The following is a 15,904-nucleotide window of genomic DNA, read 5'->3' on the forward strand; positions in this document are numbered from 1 at the left end:
ACTCAGATGCGGACGGGAATCATATATTGGCTCGCGTCGTCCCAGATGACGACATCGTTAGCTCGCTCGAGTTATCCACAGATTTGCGCATCAACCCTTCCCGAGGAAGGCAGCGTGAACTGTTCTAGAGCCCATGACGACCACATCAGCGCCCATTCCCCTTGATTCGGCCCGGCCACATCATTCGGACATCTTCCTGGAGCTCGACCGGGACTGGTGGCCGGACGAATTGCGCGTCGTCTCGTCATCACCGGTGACGAGCGCCGTGGAAGGCAGCATCCAGGCTCGCCAACAGGCTGTGCGACTGACGCGGGCAATCCACGTCATCATCGTGGAGACGATGGCCGGGCGACGCCCCATGAATCAGCTCATGCGAGCATCCAGCCCTCGTGCTGCGGCAACCATGCGCAAATGGCCCCGGGGACCTGGCTGGAGCCGTATGCTCCTCGTCGGCGAGCCTCAAGTCAGTTTTGACGACGACCACGTGGACGGGGTCGGCCTGATCGATCTGCGTGGCAGGCGGCTCCCGTTGGCCACGAACCTGGTTCAGCACGAGGGTGTCTGGCATCTCGACGCCGTCGAGCTCGTTCTGAACCCCAAGGTGGCCGCGCTCCTCAGCAACAAGCACATCACGCAGGAGGCCGTCGGTATGGCGTGACGAAAACGGCGCCGACACTGTCGTGTCGACGCCGTCCCCGATGTCACATCAGCGCTTCTTGCGGTTCTTCCTCGACTTCTTGGACGCAGACCTCCTCGCGGCCCGGTTTCCCTCCGCCTTGGGATTCTTCGGCGCACCACCTTCAGCAGTCGTCTTGGCGTCACCCTGCTCGTCGGGAGCCGAGTAGCTCAGAGCGCGACGCGGACGGCTCTCCTGGGGCAGCACCGAATCTGCCGTCACCGGCTGTCCTCCGGCGTCGGTCACCAGACCAACCTGCGGACTGGTCTCGATCTCAAGATTGAACAGGAACCCGACGACCTCCTCCTTGAAGGAATCCATCATCGAGTTGAACATGTCGCCGCCCTCACGCTGATACTCGACCAGCGGATCGCGTTGGGCCATCGCACGCAGGCCGATGCCCTCGCGCAGGTAGTCCATCTCGTAGAGGTGCTCGCGCCACTTGCGGTCGAGCACCGTCAGGAGGACCTCACGCTCGAGCTGGCGCATCGTCGCCTCACCGAGCTCGGCCTCGCGACGGTCATAGGCATCCTGGGCATCCGCCTTGAAGTCCTCGACGAGCTCCTCGCTGTCCTGGCAGTCGGCGTACTCGTTGATGTCGAGACCAACGGGGTACACGGTGCCGACCTCGTCCCACATCGCCTCGAGGTCCCAGTCCTCGGAGTAGCCCTGGGTGTACTTGCGCACACCGGCCTCGACGACGCGATCAGTGGTGGCGCGCAGCTCGACCTCGACGTCGGCACCCTCGAGAACCTTGCGACGGTCCCCATAGATGACGTGACGCTGACGGTTCATGACGTCGTCATACTTCAGGACGTTCTTACGCATCTCGAAGTTCTGCGCCTCAACCTGTTTCTGGGCGCTCTCGATCTGACGAGACACCCACTTGGACTCGATCGGCATGTCCTCGGGCATCTTGAGGGTGACCATGGCGCGGTCGATGACCTCAGGCTTGAACAGGCGCATCAGCTCGTCCTGCAAGGACAGGTAGAACCTGGACTCGCCCGGGTCGCCCTGACGGCCGGAACGTCCACGCAACTGGTTGTCGATACGGCGAGACTCGTGACGCTCGGAACCGATGACGTAGAGGCCGCCCAGCTCCTCGACCTCCTCGTGCTCGGCCTTCGACTGCTCCTCGTACCTGGCCAGGGTGTTGTTCCAGGCGGTCTGGTAGGCCTCCTCGTCCTCCACCGGGTCGAGCCCCTTCTCGCGAAGGTCCAGCTCGGTGAGGAATTCTGGGTTACCACCCAAGATGATGTCGGTACCACGACCGGCCATGTTGGTCGAGACCGTCACAGCTCCCTTGCGGCCGGCCAGGGCGACGATCGCCGCCTCGGACTCGTGGTGCTTGGCGTTCAACACCTTGTGGGGAACGCCGGCCCGCTTGAGCTTCTCCGAGAGCAGCTCCGACTTGGCGACGGATGCGGTACCGATGAGGATCGGTTGACCAGCCTCGTGGCGCTCGACGACGTCGGAGATGATGGCGTCGAACTTGGCATCCTCGGTGCGGTAGATGAGGTCCTTCTGGTCCTTGCGGATCATCGGGCGGTTCGTCGGGATCGGGATGACGCCCAGACCGTAGATCTTCTGGAACTCGCTCTCCTCGGTCTTAGCGGTACCCGTCATGCCGGCGAGCTTGTCGTACATGCGGAAGTAGTTCTGCAGGGTGATCGTCGCGAGGGTCTGGTACTCGTCCTTGATCTCGACGTGCTCCTTGGCCTCGAGGGCCTGGTGCAGACCCTCGTTGTAGCGACGCCCTGCCAGGGTACGACCGGTGTGTTCGTCGACGATGAGGACCTCGCCATCGATGATGACGTAGTCCTTGTCGCGGTGGAAGAGCTCCTTGGCCTTGATGGCGTTGTTGAGGTAACCGATGAGAGGAGTGTTTGCCGATTCGTACAGGTTCTGGATACCCAGACGCTCCTCGACGACGTTGATGCCGTGCCCCAGAACGGCCACGGTCCGCTTCTTCTCGTCAACCTCGTAGTCGACGTCGCGTTGAAGTCTCGAGACGATCTTGGCGAATTCCGGGTACCACTGCTTGTTCTCCTCGGCAGGGCCGGAGATGATCAGCGGGGTACGAGCCTCGTCGACGAGGATCGAGTCGACCTCGTCGACGATGGCGAAGTGATGGCCACGCTGCACGCACTCGCTCAAGGAGCTGGCCATGTTGTCGCGCAGGTAGTCGAAGCCGAACTCATTATTCGTGCCGTAGGTGATGTCGGTCTTGTATGCCTCCTTGCGCTCCATCGGAGGCATGTCCGACAGAATCGCCGAGATCGTCAGACCCAGGAAGTGGTGCACACGACCCATCTGCTCGGACTGCACTCGAGCCAGGTAGTCGTTGACGGTGACGACGTGGACGCCCTTGCCGAGCAGTCCCTCGAGGTAGGCGGGGAGAAGACCGACGAGGGTTTTGCCCTCGCCGGTCTTCATCTCGGCGATGTTGCACTGGTACAGGGCCGCACCGCCCATGATCTGAACGTCGAAGTGACGCTTGCCGAGCACTCGCCTGGACGCCTCACGCACCGTCGCGAAGGCCTCCGGAAGCAGCCGGTCCAAGTTCTCGCCGTTATCGAGACGCTGACGGAAGTCGGCGGTCTGTCCCGCCAACTCGTCGTCGCTCATGGCGACGTAGTCCTCCTCGATGCTGTTGACCTGGCCGACAATGCGGTTGAGTCGGCGGATGATCTTGCCTTCACCGGCGTGCAACACGCGATCCATGAGGTTCACGGGGTGGGTCCTTCAAGGAGTAGACGTCGTGTCGTCCGGGCGCATCCCGGACGAGCAGCTCAAGAGAGCTGCCTTCCCCATCCTAGGGGGTTTGCGGCCGAACCAAGAACGCCGCAACCTTTCGTCCTGGCCACGTGAGGGTTGCTGAACCCCTCATGAGTCCATTCCTCACCGTCCTTTCCCGCCATTGACCCGCGACATGAATCGGCGGCGGCGCCAGATTATCTCGCACCGCCGCCGATGTCGTTGTGTCTTGACGATCCAGGAATCACTCGTGGTCAAGATCCAGATGGATCACGCCGTAGTTGTACCCCTTCTTGCGCCGGTAGACGACGCTGGGCTGCTTGGAATCCTGATCGAGGTAGAGGAAGAAGTCGTGCCCGACAAGTTCCATCTCGTCGAGAGCCTGGGCAAGGGTCAGGGGAACGGCTTGGAAGACCTTTTCCTTGACATAGATGGGGCTGTCCCCGGTGACTTCCACGTCGCCCGCGATCTTCCTGGTGGCCAGGATCTCGGGTGCATCATCGGTACTTTCCTCGGGCAAGACGTCCAGGACCTGGGAGACGCGCAAGCCACGACGACTGCGACGACGATCAGCAGCCTTGACGAGCTGGGTGCGGAGTCGATCGGCAGCCATGTCAAAGGCAACCATCTTGTCTTCCGCCTGCCCGACAGCTCGCACCACCGGCCCCTTCGCCCGCAGTGTGATTTCACACGTCATGGCCTGGTCCTTGGACCCCTTGGCGTCCTGGGCAGTGAAAACCACCTCCGCGCGCTGGACCCGGTCCCTGAACTTCTCGACCCCGGAGAGCCTGTCCTCGACCTGGGCGCGCACGTCGTCACTGACGTGGCAGTGCCGTCCCGTAACGATGACATCCATGACAACCTCCTGTATTGGGGTTCGCATCGGTGTTTCCGACGCAGAAACAAATGACACGACCGCGTCCCATCCCCCTCGTGGAGGTCCGGGTACCAATCGGTCGTGCCATGCACCTACGCTAGCCCATAAGAGGGGCTCACAACAGCTGTTTGGCAAGGTTCGACACCCACGCTGACGTGTCGCCCGACAATGTGATCACGCTCGCGTCCAGGTGTGGTCACGGCCATCTCAGTGGGGTCGCAGCATCAGCCAGGACAACCACGGACAGCACTCGCCGCCCGGACCACCCCAAGGCTCTGCACGCCTCGTCGATCGTCGCCCCTGAGGTACGAACGTCGTCGACGAGAATGACATCTCCCTCTCCCGTCGGAGCTCTCATCGACCCGCGCTGATTGGCGCTGCGATCCTCATGGCGAACCTCAAGCTGGTCCGCCACGCGTCGAGTTCGGTGCAAGACCTGGGCGAGGGAGGCATTGGACGCATCCAGAGTTCGCAGAGCTGATCGCGTCATGTCGGCAGCATGATCAGCACCTCGTCGTCGCACAGCCCTCGCCGTCGAGGGAACTGGAACGACGTCAACGTGGCCGGGAACGGCTGCTATCGCCGGAGCGAGCCCATGAGCCAGCCAGTGGCCGAGCTCGTCGGTCAACCATGCCGCACCACGATCCTTGTGAGCTGTGACGATCCCGGGAACAGGACCGTGGTAGCCCATGCAGGCAATGACCGGTGGCGGCCCGTCAACAATGACCCGAGGGGTCGGGTTGATCGCAGACCGACACGCGTCACACAGACCCACGCCCGGCTCCCCACATCCAGGACAGCACGCTCCCAGCAGCAGGTCGGCCAGGGAGTCCATTGGGTTCACGATGAACCAGTGTCGCCGGTCACCGTCGTGTCACGGAAGGGTCAAGCTGTAATCGCGACCGCACTGACCCCCTGCAGGACCTGGCGCCAGTGAAATCTCTCCTCGTGGTGAAGCAGTTTTCCGTCCTCACTGAGCATGACAGCCTCAGTGCCAATTTCCATCGGGACTGCCACCACGGATTCCACGCTCTTCCCGCTGAGCGGCCCCATGGACGTCGCACCCGAGCCGTCAACAATGACCTCGTACGGCGCAGTTACCCCAGACTCGATCGCGCTGCCCAGGACACACAATTGGGTTTGGGAAAGCCAGGCAACGTCGGTGATCCTCGACAGATTCGCGTCCGAGGAGGACAACGGCATGTCGACGATGTGGCCGAGATGAACTGCGCCGTCCTGCCGTGACAGCAGGCCGATACCCAATCCATAGGTCTTCCCCCGCTGAAGGACCAGGGCCACGCGAATGCCATCAGGAGAGACACTGAAGGAAGTCACTGTGCGACCACCAAGGTCAACGACAGTGGACATTCGGGAACCATCCGCGGCGACGACGATGAGCGTCGGATCTGTTGTCGAGAAGGTCGCCACACTGCGATCGACGAGGACTTGAGGACGAAGCAGATTCACCCCGGTGGCAACGACGTCGACCTGATCACTGCCTTCACGCCATTTCACCAGCGACCGTCGATCCGCGGAAACGGCGTGCCACACCGCACCCGGGGTGCTCACAGTTGCGACCGGCATGGCGAACTGGGTGGAGGCGACAGCTGAGACACCAGTTTCCGGGCGAGCGTCCTGCCCCAACGCTCCAGGCATGATCTGGAGGGCTTGGCCTACTGCGTTGACCCGTCCCATCTGTCCCTTGACGACGGCGACCACCGTGGGGGAATCCGTCGACGGGAGCGGTAGGAGGTCGGCGTACAAGTCTGCCGACACTGTGTTGTCCTCAGCCGCCTCGGGAAGAGGCAGCAGAGACCCGCCGGCGGTGAATCGGATACGTGAGATGGCAGCGAAACCACTCAGAGTCCAGGTGACTTGGCTGGCGAGCAACCGACGTTGAGATTCTGAGAGTTGGGCTGCGGACGCACTCAGTGGCACGGTGACGACGCCAACGGCGTCAACCGTGGTCGTCCCGACGGCTCTCACCCCTGCCGGCAGTGCCGTGCGAAGCGCAGGCTTCAGGTATTCCGGCACACCCGCCATCATCGCCCTGAGCGCGGCGTCAGGGGTAGCCCCCAGGCTCGGCAGATGAATGACGTCCGGGACCAGACGGTCAACGTCGGCAGCAAAGAAGTAGACCGGAATCGCCGACCAAGCGCGCTGGAAGGTGTACTGCGAGATCAGCAGCCCCTCGGGAGGCCGGGAAATCCGCCATTGTCCGGATTCCTGGGCCATGCCGAAATCATGTTTGAGCGTCTGCGATTCCCCTGGGTGGTAATGACCGTCGGCATCAACGGTGCCGATGATCGGAGCCTGGAGAGAAGCCGTCGCCACCGTGCTGGTCGGCTTGTGATTGGTGGCCTGGTAAATCGTCGCTCCGGAATGGGGATCCCAGCGGTCCGCCATGTCCTTCGTGAGATAGGCACGAGCGACCCGGTAGTCATCGCGAGCACTCGTCATGGCCTGCAGGAAACCGCCCACGACAAGGTCAATCGATGCGCCATCAGCAGGAGGCTGAGGGGCGACGTCAATGCCCTCCCGCTGACCTGAGGCTTGGTGTGGGTCTTCAGCCTGTGTCACTGCCCCTGTGGACGGCACCTCGGCGCAACCTGCCAGCAGGAGGGCGGCTCCCGACAGCACGGCACGCCGTGTGGGACGCAGTGTCATCGCTCCTCCTCCGATTCGGTCGGACCGGCATCGCTCGGCGCAGCGGGTAATGGGGACTCGACGATCACTCCCCCGGAATCCCTCGGAATGACCAGCCGGAAAAAGGCACCATCTCCGGGTCGTCCCCACGCCGTCAACCAGCCATGGTGCAGGTTGGCGTCCTGACGAGAAATGGCCAGGCCGAGACCACTGCCACCCACGGTGCGCACCCGGGACGGGTCCCCACGCCAGAACCTGCCGAAGACCTTTTCTGCCTGCCATGGCTCGAATCCGACTCCGTGGTCACGCACGGCGACCCCTACAGCACAGTCATTACCGACGACGGTCACCTCGACCGTCCTTCCCTCGGCATGCTCAACAGCGTTCGACAACAGGTTCCTGACGATGCGGCTGATCCGTCGCGGGTCAACCTCAGCAGTCTGCGTCGTATCGGTGGTCAGTACGATCGGAACTCCCAGGCGCTCTGCGAGCGGAGTCACGTCGACGGTCTCGGCGCGCACGAGTTCGACGATGTCGCAGTCTTCCAGTGTCAATTGTGCGGCGCCGGCGTCAAACCGAGAGATCTCGAGCAGGTCGGCCAACAGAACCTCGAAACGCTCCATCTGGGCCCGCATGAGCTCGACCGACCGCACCTGGACCGGATCATCGGGATTGGCCTCGATCATGTCGCAGGCCATCCGCATCGTCGTCATGGGGGTGCGCAACTCGTGGGAGACATCCGAGACGAACTGCTGCTGCAGTGTCGACAGCCTCTCCAATTCCCCAATTCGCCGATCCAACTGGGCTGCCATGTCATTCATCGACTTGGCAAGGGCCGCGAGGTCGTCAGTCCCCCGCACCGCCATGCGCTCGTCCAACGCCCCGTCGGCCAATTTCGAGGCTGTGATGGAGGCTTGCCGAATGGGTTGGGACAGGTGACGGGTCGCCAAGTAGGTTGCCAGGGCGATGGCCAGGGCCATGAGGGCTCCGACGCTGATGACACTGCGTCGCAGCAACTCGACGGTGGCGACCTCCTGGGTCTCCGGAAAGATGAAGTAGACCGGGATGGACTGGCTGGCCCCGGGGGACCACAAGGTCGACCCGACGACAATCCCGGGGACGTCAGGACGCACGTGATCGGTGTAATGGACCATCGTTGGCGCGGTCCACATCCCGCTCGACTCCCCCACCTTCGCGGTGAGTTCAGCTGGGACGGAGTCCGGCGAAACCCCCTGGGAGATGAGTCCGGAAACAGGACCCTGGATGAGGACGTGATACTGCCCCGACTGTCCAGCTGCGTCGTCTGCAAGTCGATTGAGCCGCTCGTAGAGAGAAGCTGTGCGCAGATCGGTGTCACGTAGCTGGCCCTGGATGCGATTGATTGTCGTGGTCGTCTCCGCAATGGCAGAGGCGCGTTTGGCGTCGAGGATTCCCACGGTGGCCTGACGAACCAGGAAGAAGCCACCGACGATGAGAATGACCAGACTGCTCGACATGGTGATGGTCACCATGCGCAGCGGCAATGACGACCACCACAGTCGTCGCAGCCCGGCGAGCCAGGACTGGGGCCAAGCAGGTCGTCGGGGGCGGCCAGCATGCCGCGCTGGGGTGATCAGCTTTCCTCCCCGGGTGTCCTGATGCGATATCCGACTCCGCGCACCGTCACGATCATCTGTGGACGTTCTGCGTTGCGTTCCACCTTGGAGCGCAATCTCTGCATGTGGACATTGACCAACCGGGTGTCCGCATTACTGGTGTAGCCCCAAACTTCCCGCAGCAGGGTCTCACGGCTGAACACCTTGTTGGGGCGTTGGGCCATCGTCATGAGCAGGGAGTACTCCAATGGCGTCAAGGAGATCTCTTCCCCGCCTCGCTGCACCAGGTGAGCGGCAGGATTGATGGTCAGGTCCCCGACGGTGATGATTCCCCCCTCATCCCGCTCAGCAGCTGGGGTGCGGAGTCGGGCTCGGATTCGGGCCACAAGTTCTGCGGAGCGGAAGGGCTTGGAGACGTAGTCGTCAGCACCGGCACCCAATCCACGAACGACGTCAGGGGTGTCGGACCGCGCTGTGAGCATGATGATCGGGGCGCCGGATTCTCGTCGGATGTCCTGGCAGATCTGGATGCCGTCACGGCCCGGAAGCATGAGGTCGAGGAGGACGAGTGCGGGTTTGCGCTGCCGAAAGACGTCCATGACGTCGTTGCCGTGCCCGACCCACACGGTTGAGAATCCCTCCTTCACCAGGACGAGCTGGAGCATCTCGGCCAGGGCCGGGTCGTCATCGACGACGAGGATCGGCCCATGCTCACCGGTGGCGCCCACCACAGACCTCCTGACTCATTCCGGGATGGTGCACATCGTAGTCCCAACGGCATCCAGCCATCGATCAATTCAGGGCGGGGTTGTCCGTAGCGGTGGCGAGCATCGCCGCCGTGCCGTTCTGGCGGTGGAGGACGGCTCGCCACAAGCCATGCGGCTCCGAGGAGAAGACGTCCTCCGGGTGAGCGATGGCGCGAATCCAATCACCGCGAATGAGCTCAGCCTCGAGTTGTCCAGGCCCCCACTCCGCGTATCCGGCAAAGATCCGTACGTCCGTGAACGCTCCCACAACCAATTCCGTCGGGGTGTCGAGATGGAGCAGACCGATCAGTCCTTGGACTCGTCGCCACCCGGGAGGCTCCTCGCTGGAACGCTGCACACGAGCCAGACAAATCGCCCCGCTGGGCGACATCGGACCCCCGAAGAAGAGGTCCTGCGGAGGGGTGGCGAGAGGCTCCCAGTCGGGTAGTTGGCTGCGCAACGTTCCCGCCGAGCAGGGTTGGTTGACGATGACTCCGAGGACACCGTCAGGGGCGACGTCGATGAGATAGACGACGGACTCGCAGAAGCACCCCTCGTCGATGTGGCGACTCGCCAACAGCAGGTCACCAGCTTTGAGAGGGTTCGCGAGTATCACGACGCCCATTGTGTCACCCAGAGCCGGGGTGATTCGAGGTAATCGTCAATGTGAGGTCGGCTGTAAGCGGCCGCCGCAGTAGCTCAATCGTGTCGACCTGTGACCAACTCGACGGTGTAGGGGTTCAGAGGCACATGATCGGCATCCGCAGCAGGATAGCCATAAGATATGGGCGCAAACACAGTGAGACCATATGATGAGCATTATTTTGCATGGCATCAATCAATAGGGTATCACCAAACCGTTTTTATGCTGCCATACTGTGAAAGGCTATCGTGAATTCTCCCGCGATCCGACGGCGCACCGTGATCTCAGGCACTGCGTGGGCGACGCCGGCTGTCATCTCCGCACACCGACTGCCAGCTTCCGCAGCGTCCACCCCCCACCCCGCAGCCTCCGCCGAATATGGTCTGTTTGTCACTACCGGCATGACCACTCAGATCAATCCGGAAAATCGCAATCCGAAGACGAAGAATTATGTCGGATATGACCAAACCGACGATCCTTCTACCGGCAACTACCCGACGACCCCCAGCAAATACTTCGCTGCAGTCAAGTCCGGTAGCAGCCCTCAAACTGACACCCATTGGGACGATTCTGACACGTGCTACACCAATGGCGCCTACGTGCACACCAGTGAAGGGTTATTCACTTACTTTCACAACAGTGAAGGGTCACTCACTCCCGTCACCAACATTTCATCGGGAGCGGATGGCTCTTATGCTTCGTCGAGCGGTTTCTGGTGGTCCGTTCCCACCACGTCGCCACAGACGGGCACCGGATATATTCCTGGCTCGACCGCAACGCTGAACCGTGGGGCCACCTTCGTGACCGATATCGAGGTCATCGTTCCGCAAAAGGCCCAGAACGCGGCGAACCACATTAAGGTGAACCGGGACGACTGGACTAAAGAGCTTTCTGGAAGACTAGTCACGGTAACTGGCAACGCGACTTATCTGAACAGCCAAAGTGTCGCTGGCAACTGGTCCGTCACCGCGCCGACAACAACCACATTGCCAGACGGATCCCTGAAGGTCACCGGCACGCTCACCTACACGACCACGGCGTCATCCACGGTGACCCAGGCAAAGAGCAAGTACTACGGGCAAACCCTCATCATGCCGGCAACATTCCGGATGATCGCTAATGACGGATGGTCATCATTTAGTCTCAGGTCATATGTGCAGTCAGCAACCATCACATACACCGGGCAACCGTCCAGTTCCCCCTCGAGCACCACTCTGACCAACCAGCTGCTGACCACGAGCAAAGTCGTCAACAAGGTTTGCTGAGCGCCTGTTGATGGTTGGGGCCAAGGACTAAGGTCGGCATCATGAGCCACCGTGAGGGCCTTTCCGGTTGACGACGGGTTCAACCGGAAAGGCCGTCACACTGTCCTGGTCGTTGCAACCTATCGAGTGAGTACCCCGACCGATTTGGACATTGACCAGCTCGTCCCGTTCTATTCCTCGGGTAGTAGAGAGTGCGCTCGATGTCCCGGTCCTCCTGCCCCCCGGTTAGGACCGATGGCCCCAGCGTAGACAGCATCAAAATGCCTGCCGGCGCGCCAATGTACCAACGCCAGCAGGCACTCAGTGGAGATGGCGGGAATTGAACCCGCGTCCTTGAAAGACCGTCCAGACATTCTCCGGGCGCAGTCGATGCTGTCGTTGTTACTCGGCTCCTGCACTCACACCGACATGGTGCAGACAAGCCCAGTCACGGAAAAGTCCCGTACAGCCTCCGTGACCACGGCTGTACAGCAAGCCTTCTAAATGAGGCCAGAATCCGGACGGAAGGCTACATCCGGGCTGACCCTTCGATCACTGATCAGGCAGCGAGAGCGAAGTCAGTGCGAGTGTTCTCGGCACTTATAGGTTTCCAGGGGTCGTTAACGAGTTGACCCTGGGTCCTCGGCCCGCTTCTCCTGGAACAACCATTCCAAGTCGAAACCAGTCATCCCCTCTATGGTGTTGTACCAGTCAAGTCTACCTCATCGGCCCCGAGTCACCGAACCCGTCAGCCGACGCCGACCGTCGTCGAAGAACTTCAGCGGGATCGCGTCGAGCAGCGGATTCGTCCACTCGACACCCTCGAAGGCACGAGCGGCGTGAGTGATCGTCCCGGCGAACCACGCCATTCCGACGAGGGGGAAGGCGATGACAAGCATGCCCGTTTTGGCAACAACCCCCAACACAACCATGGCCAACAACAAGGCAAGCACCTGGAAATTGGCCTGATGGGCAACTTGACGACGAGTCCAGGAACCTCGAGGCGAAATCGCCACACCCAACATCGGACCCAGCGGCCCGAGGAAGAGCGGAGACAACCCGATCAGCCCGGCAGCCAACGATTCCCCAGGAGCGATACGTGCAGTCTGAGGGGAACGGGCCCGACCACCGATGACAGCTAGACCAGCCAGGGTCGCATTGAGATCAGCTCGTGTCACCGCAGCCAGGGCACGACTCACCCTGTCCTCGAAGTCAGCAGGCGAGAGACGACCGTCGACATAGGAATTTCGCAAGAAGTCAACGACTCGATCACGCTGAGCGTCGTTGACGAGCCACTGATCCTCTCCCGACTGCCACGGCTGACAACTATTCACGACATCCATCGTGATTCGGTCCGTTGCCCAAACCAATGAAGGCCACCTCGACACCGACCGCGGTCATAGGGCCACGGCATGAACACAGACCAGCGTCTCAGTCTTGTCCCTCGAATCCGCGAATCGCCTGGACGATGGTCACGATCATCCAGATCAGTCCGACCGTACCGAGCGCCGCGCTGTCACCAGAGAATGCGGAAGGAGAGAACGCACCGAAGAAGCCCATCAAGGCGAAGAACACAACCTGAGTGATGAACTGGCGCTTCACCCTGCGTCGCGCCCAGGATCCCCTCCTCGTCACCGCAACACCAATGGCCGGACCGATTGGTCCGCTGATGAATGCTGACAAGGCACACAGCCCGACTCCCTTCGTCGTCCTCTCGGCAGGAATGTCAGGCAGGGGTGCCCTGATGGCTTCCGGAACCGATGGCTTGAAGGACGGCAGCCCACGGTAGCCCTGGTCAAGCTCGGACCGAGTGCGCGCCAACAAGGTTATCTCGGTGCGACGCTCTCGCTCCGCGTCGTCAATCACTCCGTGGGCGTAGGCGTCATTGATGTGGTCGAGGACTCTCTCGCGTTGTGTGTTGGTCACCCGCAGCGAGGCATTCTCCGGTTGCCACCCGGAACTCATCGGGACACGTCCCTCCCGAAATCACTCAACTGCGAAACAGCATCTCGCAACTCAGCAATCTGTCCGGCCACGCGGACGGGGGCAGTGCCACCGCGTCCGGACCGGGAGCGCACCGACCCCTCGACCGTCATGACTTCACGGACCTGCGGGGTGAGTCGGGGATCAATGGCGGCCAGCTCGTCGTCAGTGAGATCGGCCAATTCCTTGCCCTGGGACTCGGCCTCACGCACACATGCCCCGGAAAGCTCATGAGCGACGCGGAACGGCACCCCCTGTCGCACCAGCCACTCGGCGACATCGGTGGCCAGGGAGAATCCCTGACCAGCCATCTCGGCCATGCGCTCGGTGTTGAACACCGCGGTGTCCATCATCCCGGTCACGGCAGGAAGCAGCAGATGGAGCTGATCGATCTGGTCGAAGACCGGCTCCTTGTCCTCCTGCAGGTCCCGCGCATATGCCAGCGGCATGCCCTTGAGGGAAGCCATGAGACCAGCAAGGTCGCCGATGAGTCGGCCCGCCTTGCCACGAGCGAGCTCGGCAATATCGGGGTTCTTCTTCTGCGGCATGATGGACGACCCGGTCGAGAACGAGTCGTCAAGGGTGACGTAGCTGAACTCGCGGGTATTCCAGATGATGATCTCCTCGCTGAGCCGCGAGAGGTCAACCCCAACCTGGGCAGCCACGAAAGCGAACTCGGCAACGACGTCGCGAGCCGCGGTGCCATCGATCGAGTTGGGAGCAGACGAGGAGAACCCGAGGTCCCGTGCGACGGCTTCCGGATCCAGACCGAGTGACGACCCCGCAAGGGCCCCCGAGCCGTACGGAGAGCAGTCCATCCTGGCATCGAGGTCACGGAAACGCTGCACGTCGCGCACCAGCGGCCAGGCGTGAGCAAGCAGATGATGAGCCAACAGCACCGGCTGGGCGTGCTGCATGTGGGTACGACCAGCGATGACGGCGTCACCAGCCTCCTCGGCCCGTCGCGCCAACACGTTGACCAGTTCCAGTACCTCGCCGGCCAGGCTACGAGCCTCCTCACGCAGATACCGCCGCAGCAGCGCAATGATCTGGTCGTTACGAGAGCGACCAGCACGCAGACGTCCGCCAAGATCGTCACCAGCTCGTTCCATGAGGCCGCGCTCGAGGGCGGTGTGAACGTCCTCGTCATCAGGGCCGGCGACGAATCGTCCGGAGACGACATCGTCCTCAAGCCTGTCGAGGGCCTCGATCATGCCTTGGTACTGCTCGTCGTCTAGCAGACCCGCGGTGTGGAGAACTCCGGCGTGGGCCCTGGAGCCAGCAATGTCGTGGCGCGCCAGCCGCCAGTCGAACTGGGTCGACACGGACAGGGCCGCCAATGCGTCGGACGGCCCACCGGAGAAGCGTCCACCCCACAATGCCATCGGACGGTCAGAGCTGTTCCGGTTGTGGTCGTGCGGTTCGGTGGTCAAGAAGAACTCCTCACTCGGGGACGTGATTTTCAGCTTACCCACCACCATGACCGTCCCCGTTCATCTGTGGCGTTTCCCGGGGACCCCGACCAGATTGTCAGACGGTCACCGCGTCGATGAGGCCGGGGAGGGCGTCGACGAAGGATTGGGCCTGCTCCGTGGTCAGGATGTATGGAGGGGCCAGCCTCAGCGTCGACGGATTGGCCGCATTGACGATGAACCCAGCGTCGCGGGCCGCAACGACGAGGTCGGCAGCAATCTCGGAATCGAACTGGACACCGAGCAAGGCGCCACTGCCCCGCACCTCGGTGATGCGAGGATGGCACTGCCTCAGCGTGGACGACAGCAAGGTACCGATCTGACGCACATGGGCCAGCAGATCCTCGGACTCGATGGTGTTGATGACTGAGTAGGCCGCCGCGCAGGCCAACGGGTTGCCGCCGAAGGTCGTCCCGTGTTGTCCGGCGGAGAGGATGCCGGAGACGTCGGGTCCGAAGGTCATCGTCGCCCCGATGGGGAAGCCGCCGCCCAGAGCCTTGGCAAGGGTCATGATGTCGGGTGTGATGTGAGCGCCATGGTGAGCGAACCAGTGACCGGTGCGCCCCATCCCACACTGCACCTCGTCAACGACCATGAGGACGTCGTGGGAGGCCGTCAGCTCACGTACCCGTTGCAGGTACGCCACTGACAGCGGCACGACCCCGGCCTCTCCCTGAACCGGCTCGACGAAGACCCCGGCCACGTCGCCCTTGTCCAACTCAGCGGCGAGAGAATCGGGGTCCTCCGCAGGGACGAAGGTCACGTCAACGGCTGAGGGGCCGAAGGGCTGACGGTAGGCGATCTTGTGCGTCACCGAGAGAGCACCCAGGGTCCGGCCGTGGAAGGCATGCTCGAGCGCGATGATTCGACCACCGGGGTCACGGGCAAGGCAGATCTTGACCGCCGCCTCATTGGCCTCGGCACCCGAGTTCGACAGGAAGACCGCGGATCCCTGTGGAGCCTTGGCCAGGGCCAACAGCTTCTCGGCAAGGTCGAGCTGCGGCCCGGTGGTGAAGAAGTTCGAAACGTGGGCAAGGGTCGCGGCCTGATGGCTGACGGCCTCAACCCATGCGGGATGCGCATAGCCCAGGGCGTTGACGGCAATACCGCCGAGCAGATCGAGGTACTCCTTGCCGTCACTGTCGACGACGACGCAACCGTGACCGCGTTCCAGGCACAGCTGGGGGCTGCCGAACACGCCGAGCAGGTCGCGCCGGTAGCGCTCCCGCCAAGTGCCAGTCGTCTGATCGTCAGTCATCGTCATC

Annotated in this window: 13 protein-coding genes and 1 other RNA gene; 2 read left to right on the top strand and 12 right to left on the bottom strand. The window is 62.3% G+C overall.

The window, feature by feature from the left end:
* Positions 1 to 133 precede the first annotated feature (133 nt).
* Positions 134 to 658, top strand: a complete 525-nt coding sequence (locus AC6I1W_RS09630) for an Rv3235 family protein (protein ID WP_117189192.1) — start codon at positions 134 to 136, stop codon at positions 656 to 658.
* A 48-nt stretch (positions 659 to 706) separates the two neighbouring features.
* Here the strand turns inward: AC6I1W_RS09630 and secA are convergent, their stop codons facing one another.
* From secA to AC6I1W_RS09665, 7 genes are all read right to left on the bottom strand, one after another.
* On the bottom strand, positions 707 to 3,409 hold the full coding sequence (secA, locus tag AC6I1W_RS09635; RefSeq protein WP_442542392.1) for a preprotein translocase subunit SecA: 2,703 nt from the start codon (positions 3,407 to 3,409) through the stop codon (positions 707 to 709).
* 268 nt (positions 3,410 to 3,677) lie between these two features.
* Complete coding sequence (gene hpf, locus AC6I1W_RS09640) at positions 3,678 to 4,289, bottom strand: ribosome hibernation-promoting factor, HPF/YfiA family (protein WP_016667783.1); 612 nt, start codon at positions 4,287 to 4,289, stop codon at positions 3,678 to 3,680.
* Between the two features lie 217 nt (positions 4,290 to 4,506).
* The gene (locus tag AC6I1W_RS09645; RefSeq protein ID WP_117189254.1) at positions 4,507 to 5,001 is read right to left on the bottom strand and encodes a ComF family protein; all 495 of its coding nucleotides are present in this window, start codon (positions 4,999 to 5,001) and stop codon (positions 4,507 to 4,509) included.
* A gap of 194 nt (positions 5,002 to 5,195) precedes the next feature.
* Complete coding sequence (locus AC6I1W_RS09650) at positions 5,196 to 6,977, bottom strand: LpqB family beta-propeller domain-containing protein (protein WP_117189194.1); 1,782 nt, start codon at positions 6,975 to 6,977, stop codon at positions 5,196 to 5,198.
* Positions 6,974 to 8,452: an MtrAB system histidine kinase MtrB gene (gene mtrB / locus AC6I1W_RS09655; RefSeq protein ID WP_117189256.1), complete on the bottom strand. Its 1,479-nt coding sequence runs from the start codon at positions 8,450 to 8,452 to the stop codon at positions 6,974 to 6,976. The genes AC6I1W_RS09650 and mtrB overlap by 4 nt, the downstream gene beginning before the upstream one ends.
* Positions 8,453 to 8,568: 116 nt before the next feature.
* A complete protein-coding gene (gene mtrA, locus AC6I1W_RS09660) occupies positions 8,569 to 9,279 on the bottom strand; it encodes an MtrAB system response regulator MtrA (protein WP_117189196.1) in 711 nt (236 codons plus the stop codon).
* A 64-nt stretch (positions 9,280 to 9,343) separates the two neighbouring features.
* A complete protein-coding gene (locus tag AC6I1W_RS09665; RefSeq protein ID WP_065674053.1) occupies positions 9,344 to 9,922 on the bottom strand; it encodes a YqgE/AlgH family protein in 579 nt (192 codons plus the stop codon).
* A gap of 419 nt (positions 9,923 to 10,341) precedes the next feature.
* On the opposite strand from AC6I1W_RS09665, the gene AC6I1W_RS09670 reads away from it, so the two are divergent.
* Positions 10,342 to 11,205, top strand: a complete 864-nt coding sequence (locus AC6I1W_RS09670; protein ID WP_117189198.1) for an amino acid oxidase — start codon at positions 10,342 to 10,344, stop codon at positions 11,203 to 11,205.
* 301 nt (positions 11,206 to 11,506) lie between these two features.
* On the opposite strand, the gene ssrA is transcribed toward AC6I1W_RS09670, so the two are convergent.
* From ssrA to AC6I1W_RS09695, 5 genes are all read right to left on the bottom strand, one after another.
* Positions 11,507 to 11,877, bottom strand: a transfer-messenger RNA (tmRNA) gene (gene ssrA / locus AC6I1W_RS09675).
* A gap of 29 nt (positions 11,878 to 11,906) precedes the next feature.
* Positions 11,907 to 12,518: a DUF1707 SHOCT-like domain-containing protein gene (locus AC6I1W_RS09680; protein WP_171048562.1), complete on the bottom strand. Its 612-nt coding sequence runs from the start codon at positions 12,516 to 12,518 to the stop codon at positions 11,907 to 11,909.
* Between the two features lie 97 nt (positions 12,519 to 12,615).
* Positions 12,616 to 13,149, bottom strand: coding sequence for a DUF1707 SHOCT-like domain-containing protein (locus tag AC6I1W_RS09685; protein ID WP_117189202.1), 534 nt, complete (start codon positions 13,147 to 13,149; stop codon positions 12,616 to 12,618).
* Complete coding sequence (argH, locus tag AC6I1W_RS09690; protein ID WP_117189258.1) at positions 13,146 to 14,552, bottom strand: argininosuccinate lyase; 1,407 nt, start codon at positions 14,550 to 14,552, stop codon at positions 13,146 to 13,148. Before argH ends, AC6I1W_RS09685 begins: the two co-directional genes overlap by 4 nt.
* A 145-nt stretch (positions 14,553 to 14,697) precedes the next feature.
* The gene (locus AC6I1W_RS09695) at positions 14,698 to 15,897 is read right to left on the bottom strand and encodes an acetylornithine transaminase (RefSeq protein ID WP_036980101.1); all 1,200 of its coding nucleotides are present in this window, start codon (positions 15,895 to 15,897) and stop codon (positions 14,698 to 14,700) included.
* Positions 15,898 to 15,904: the final 7 nt, after the last annotated feature.

The organism is Cutibacterium sp. KB22876 (genome assembly GCF_059728865.1).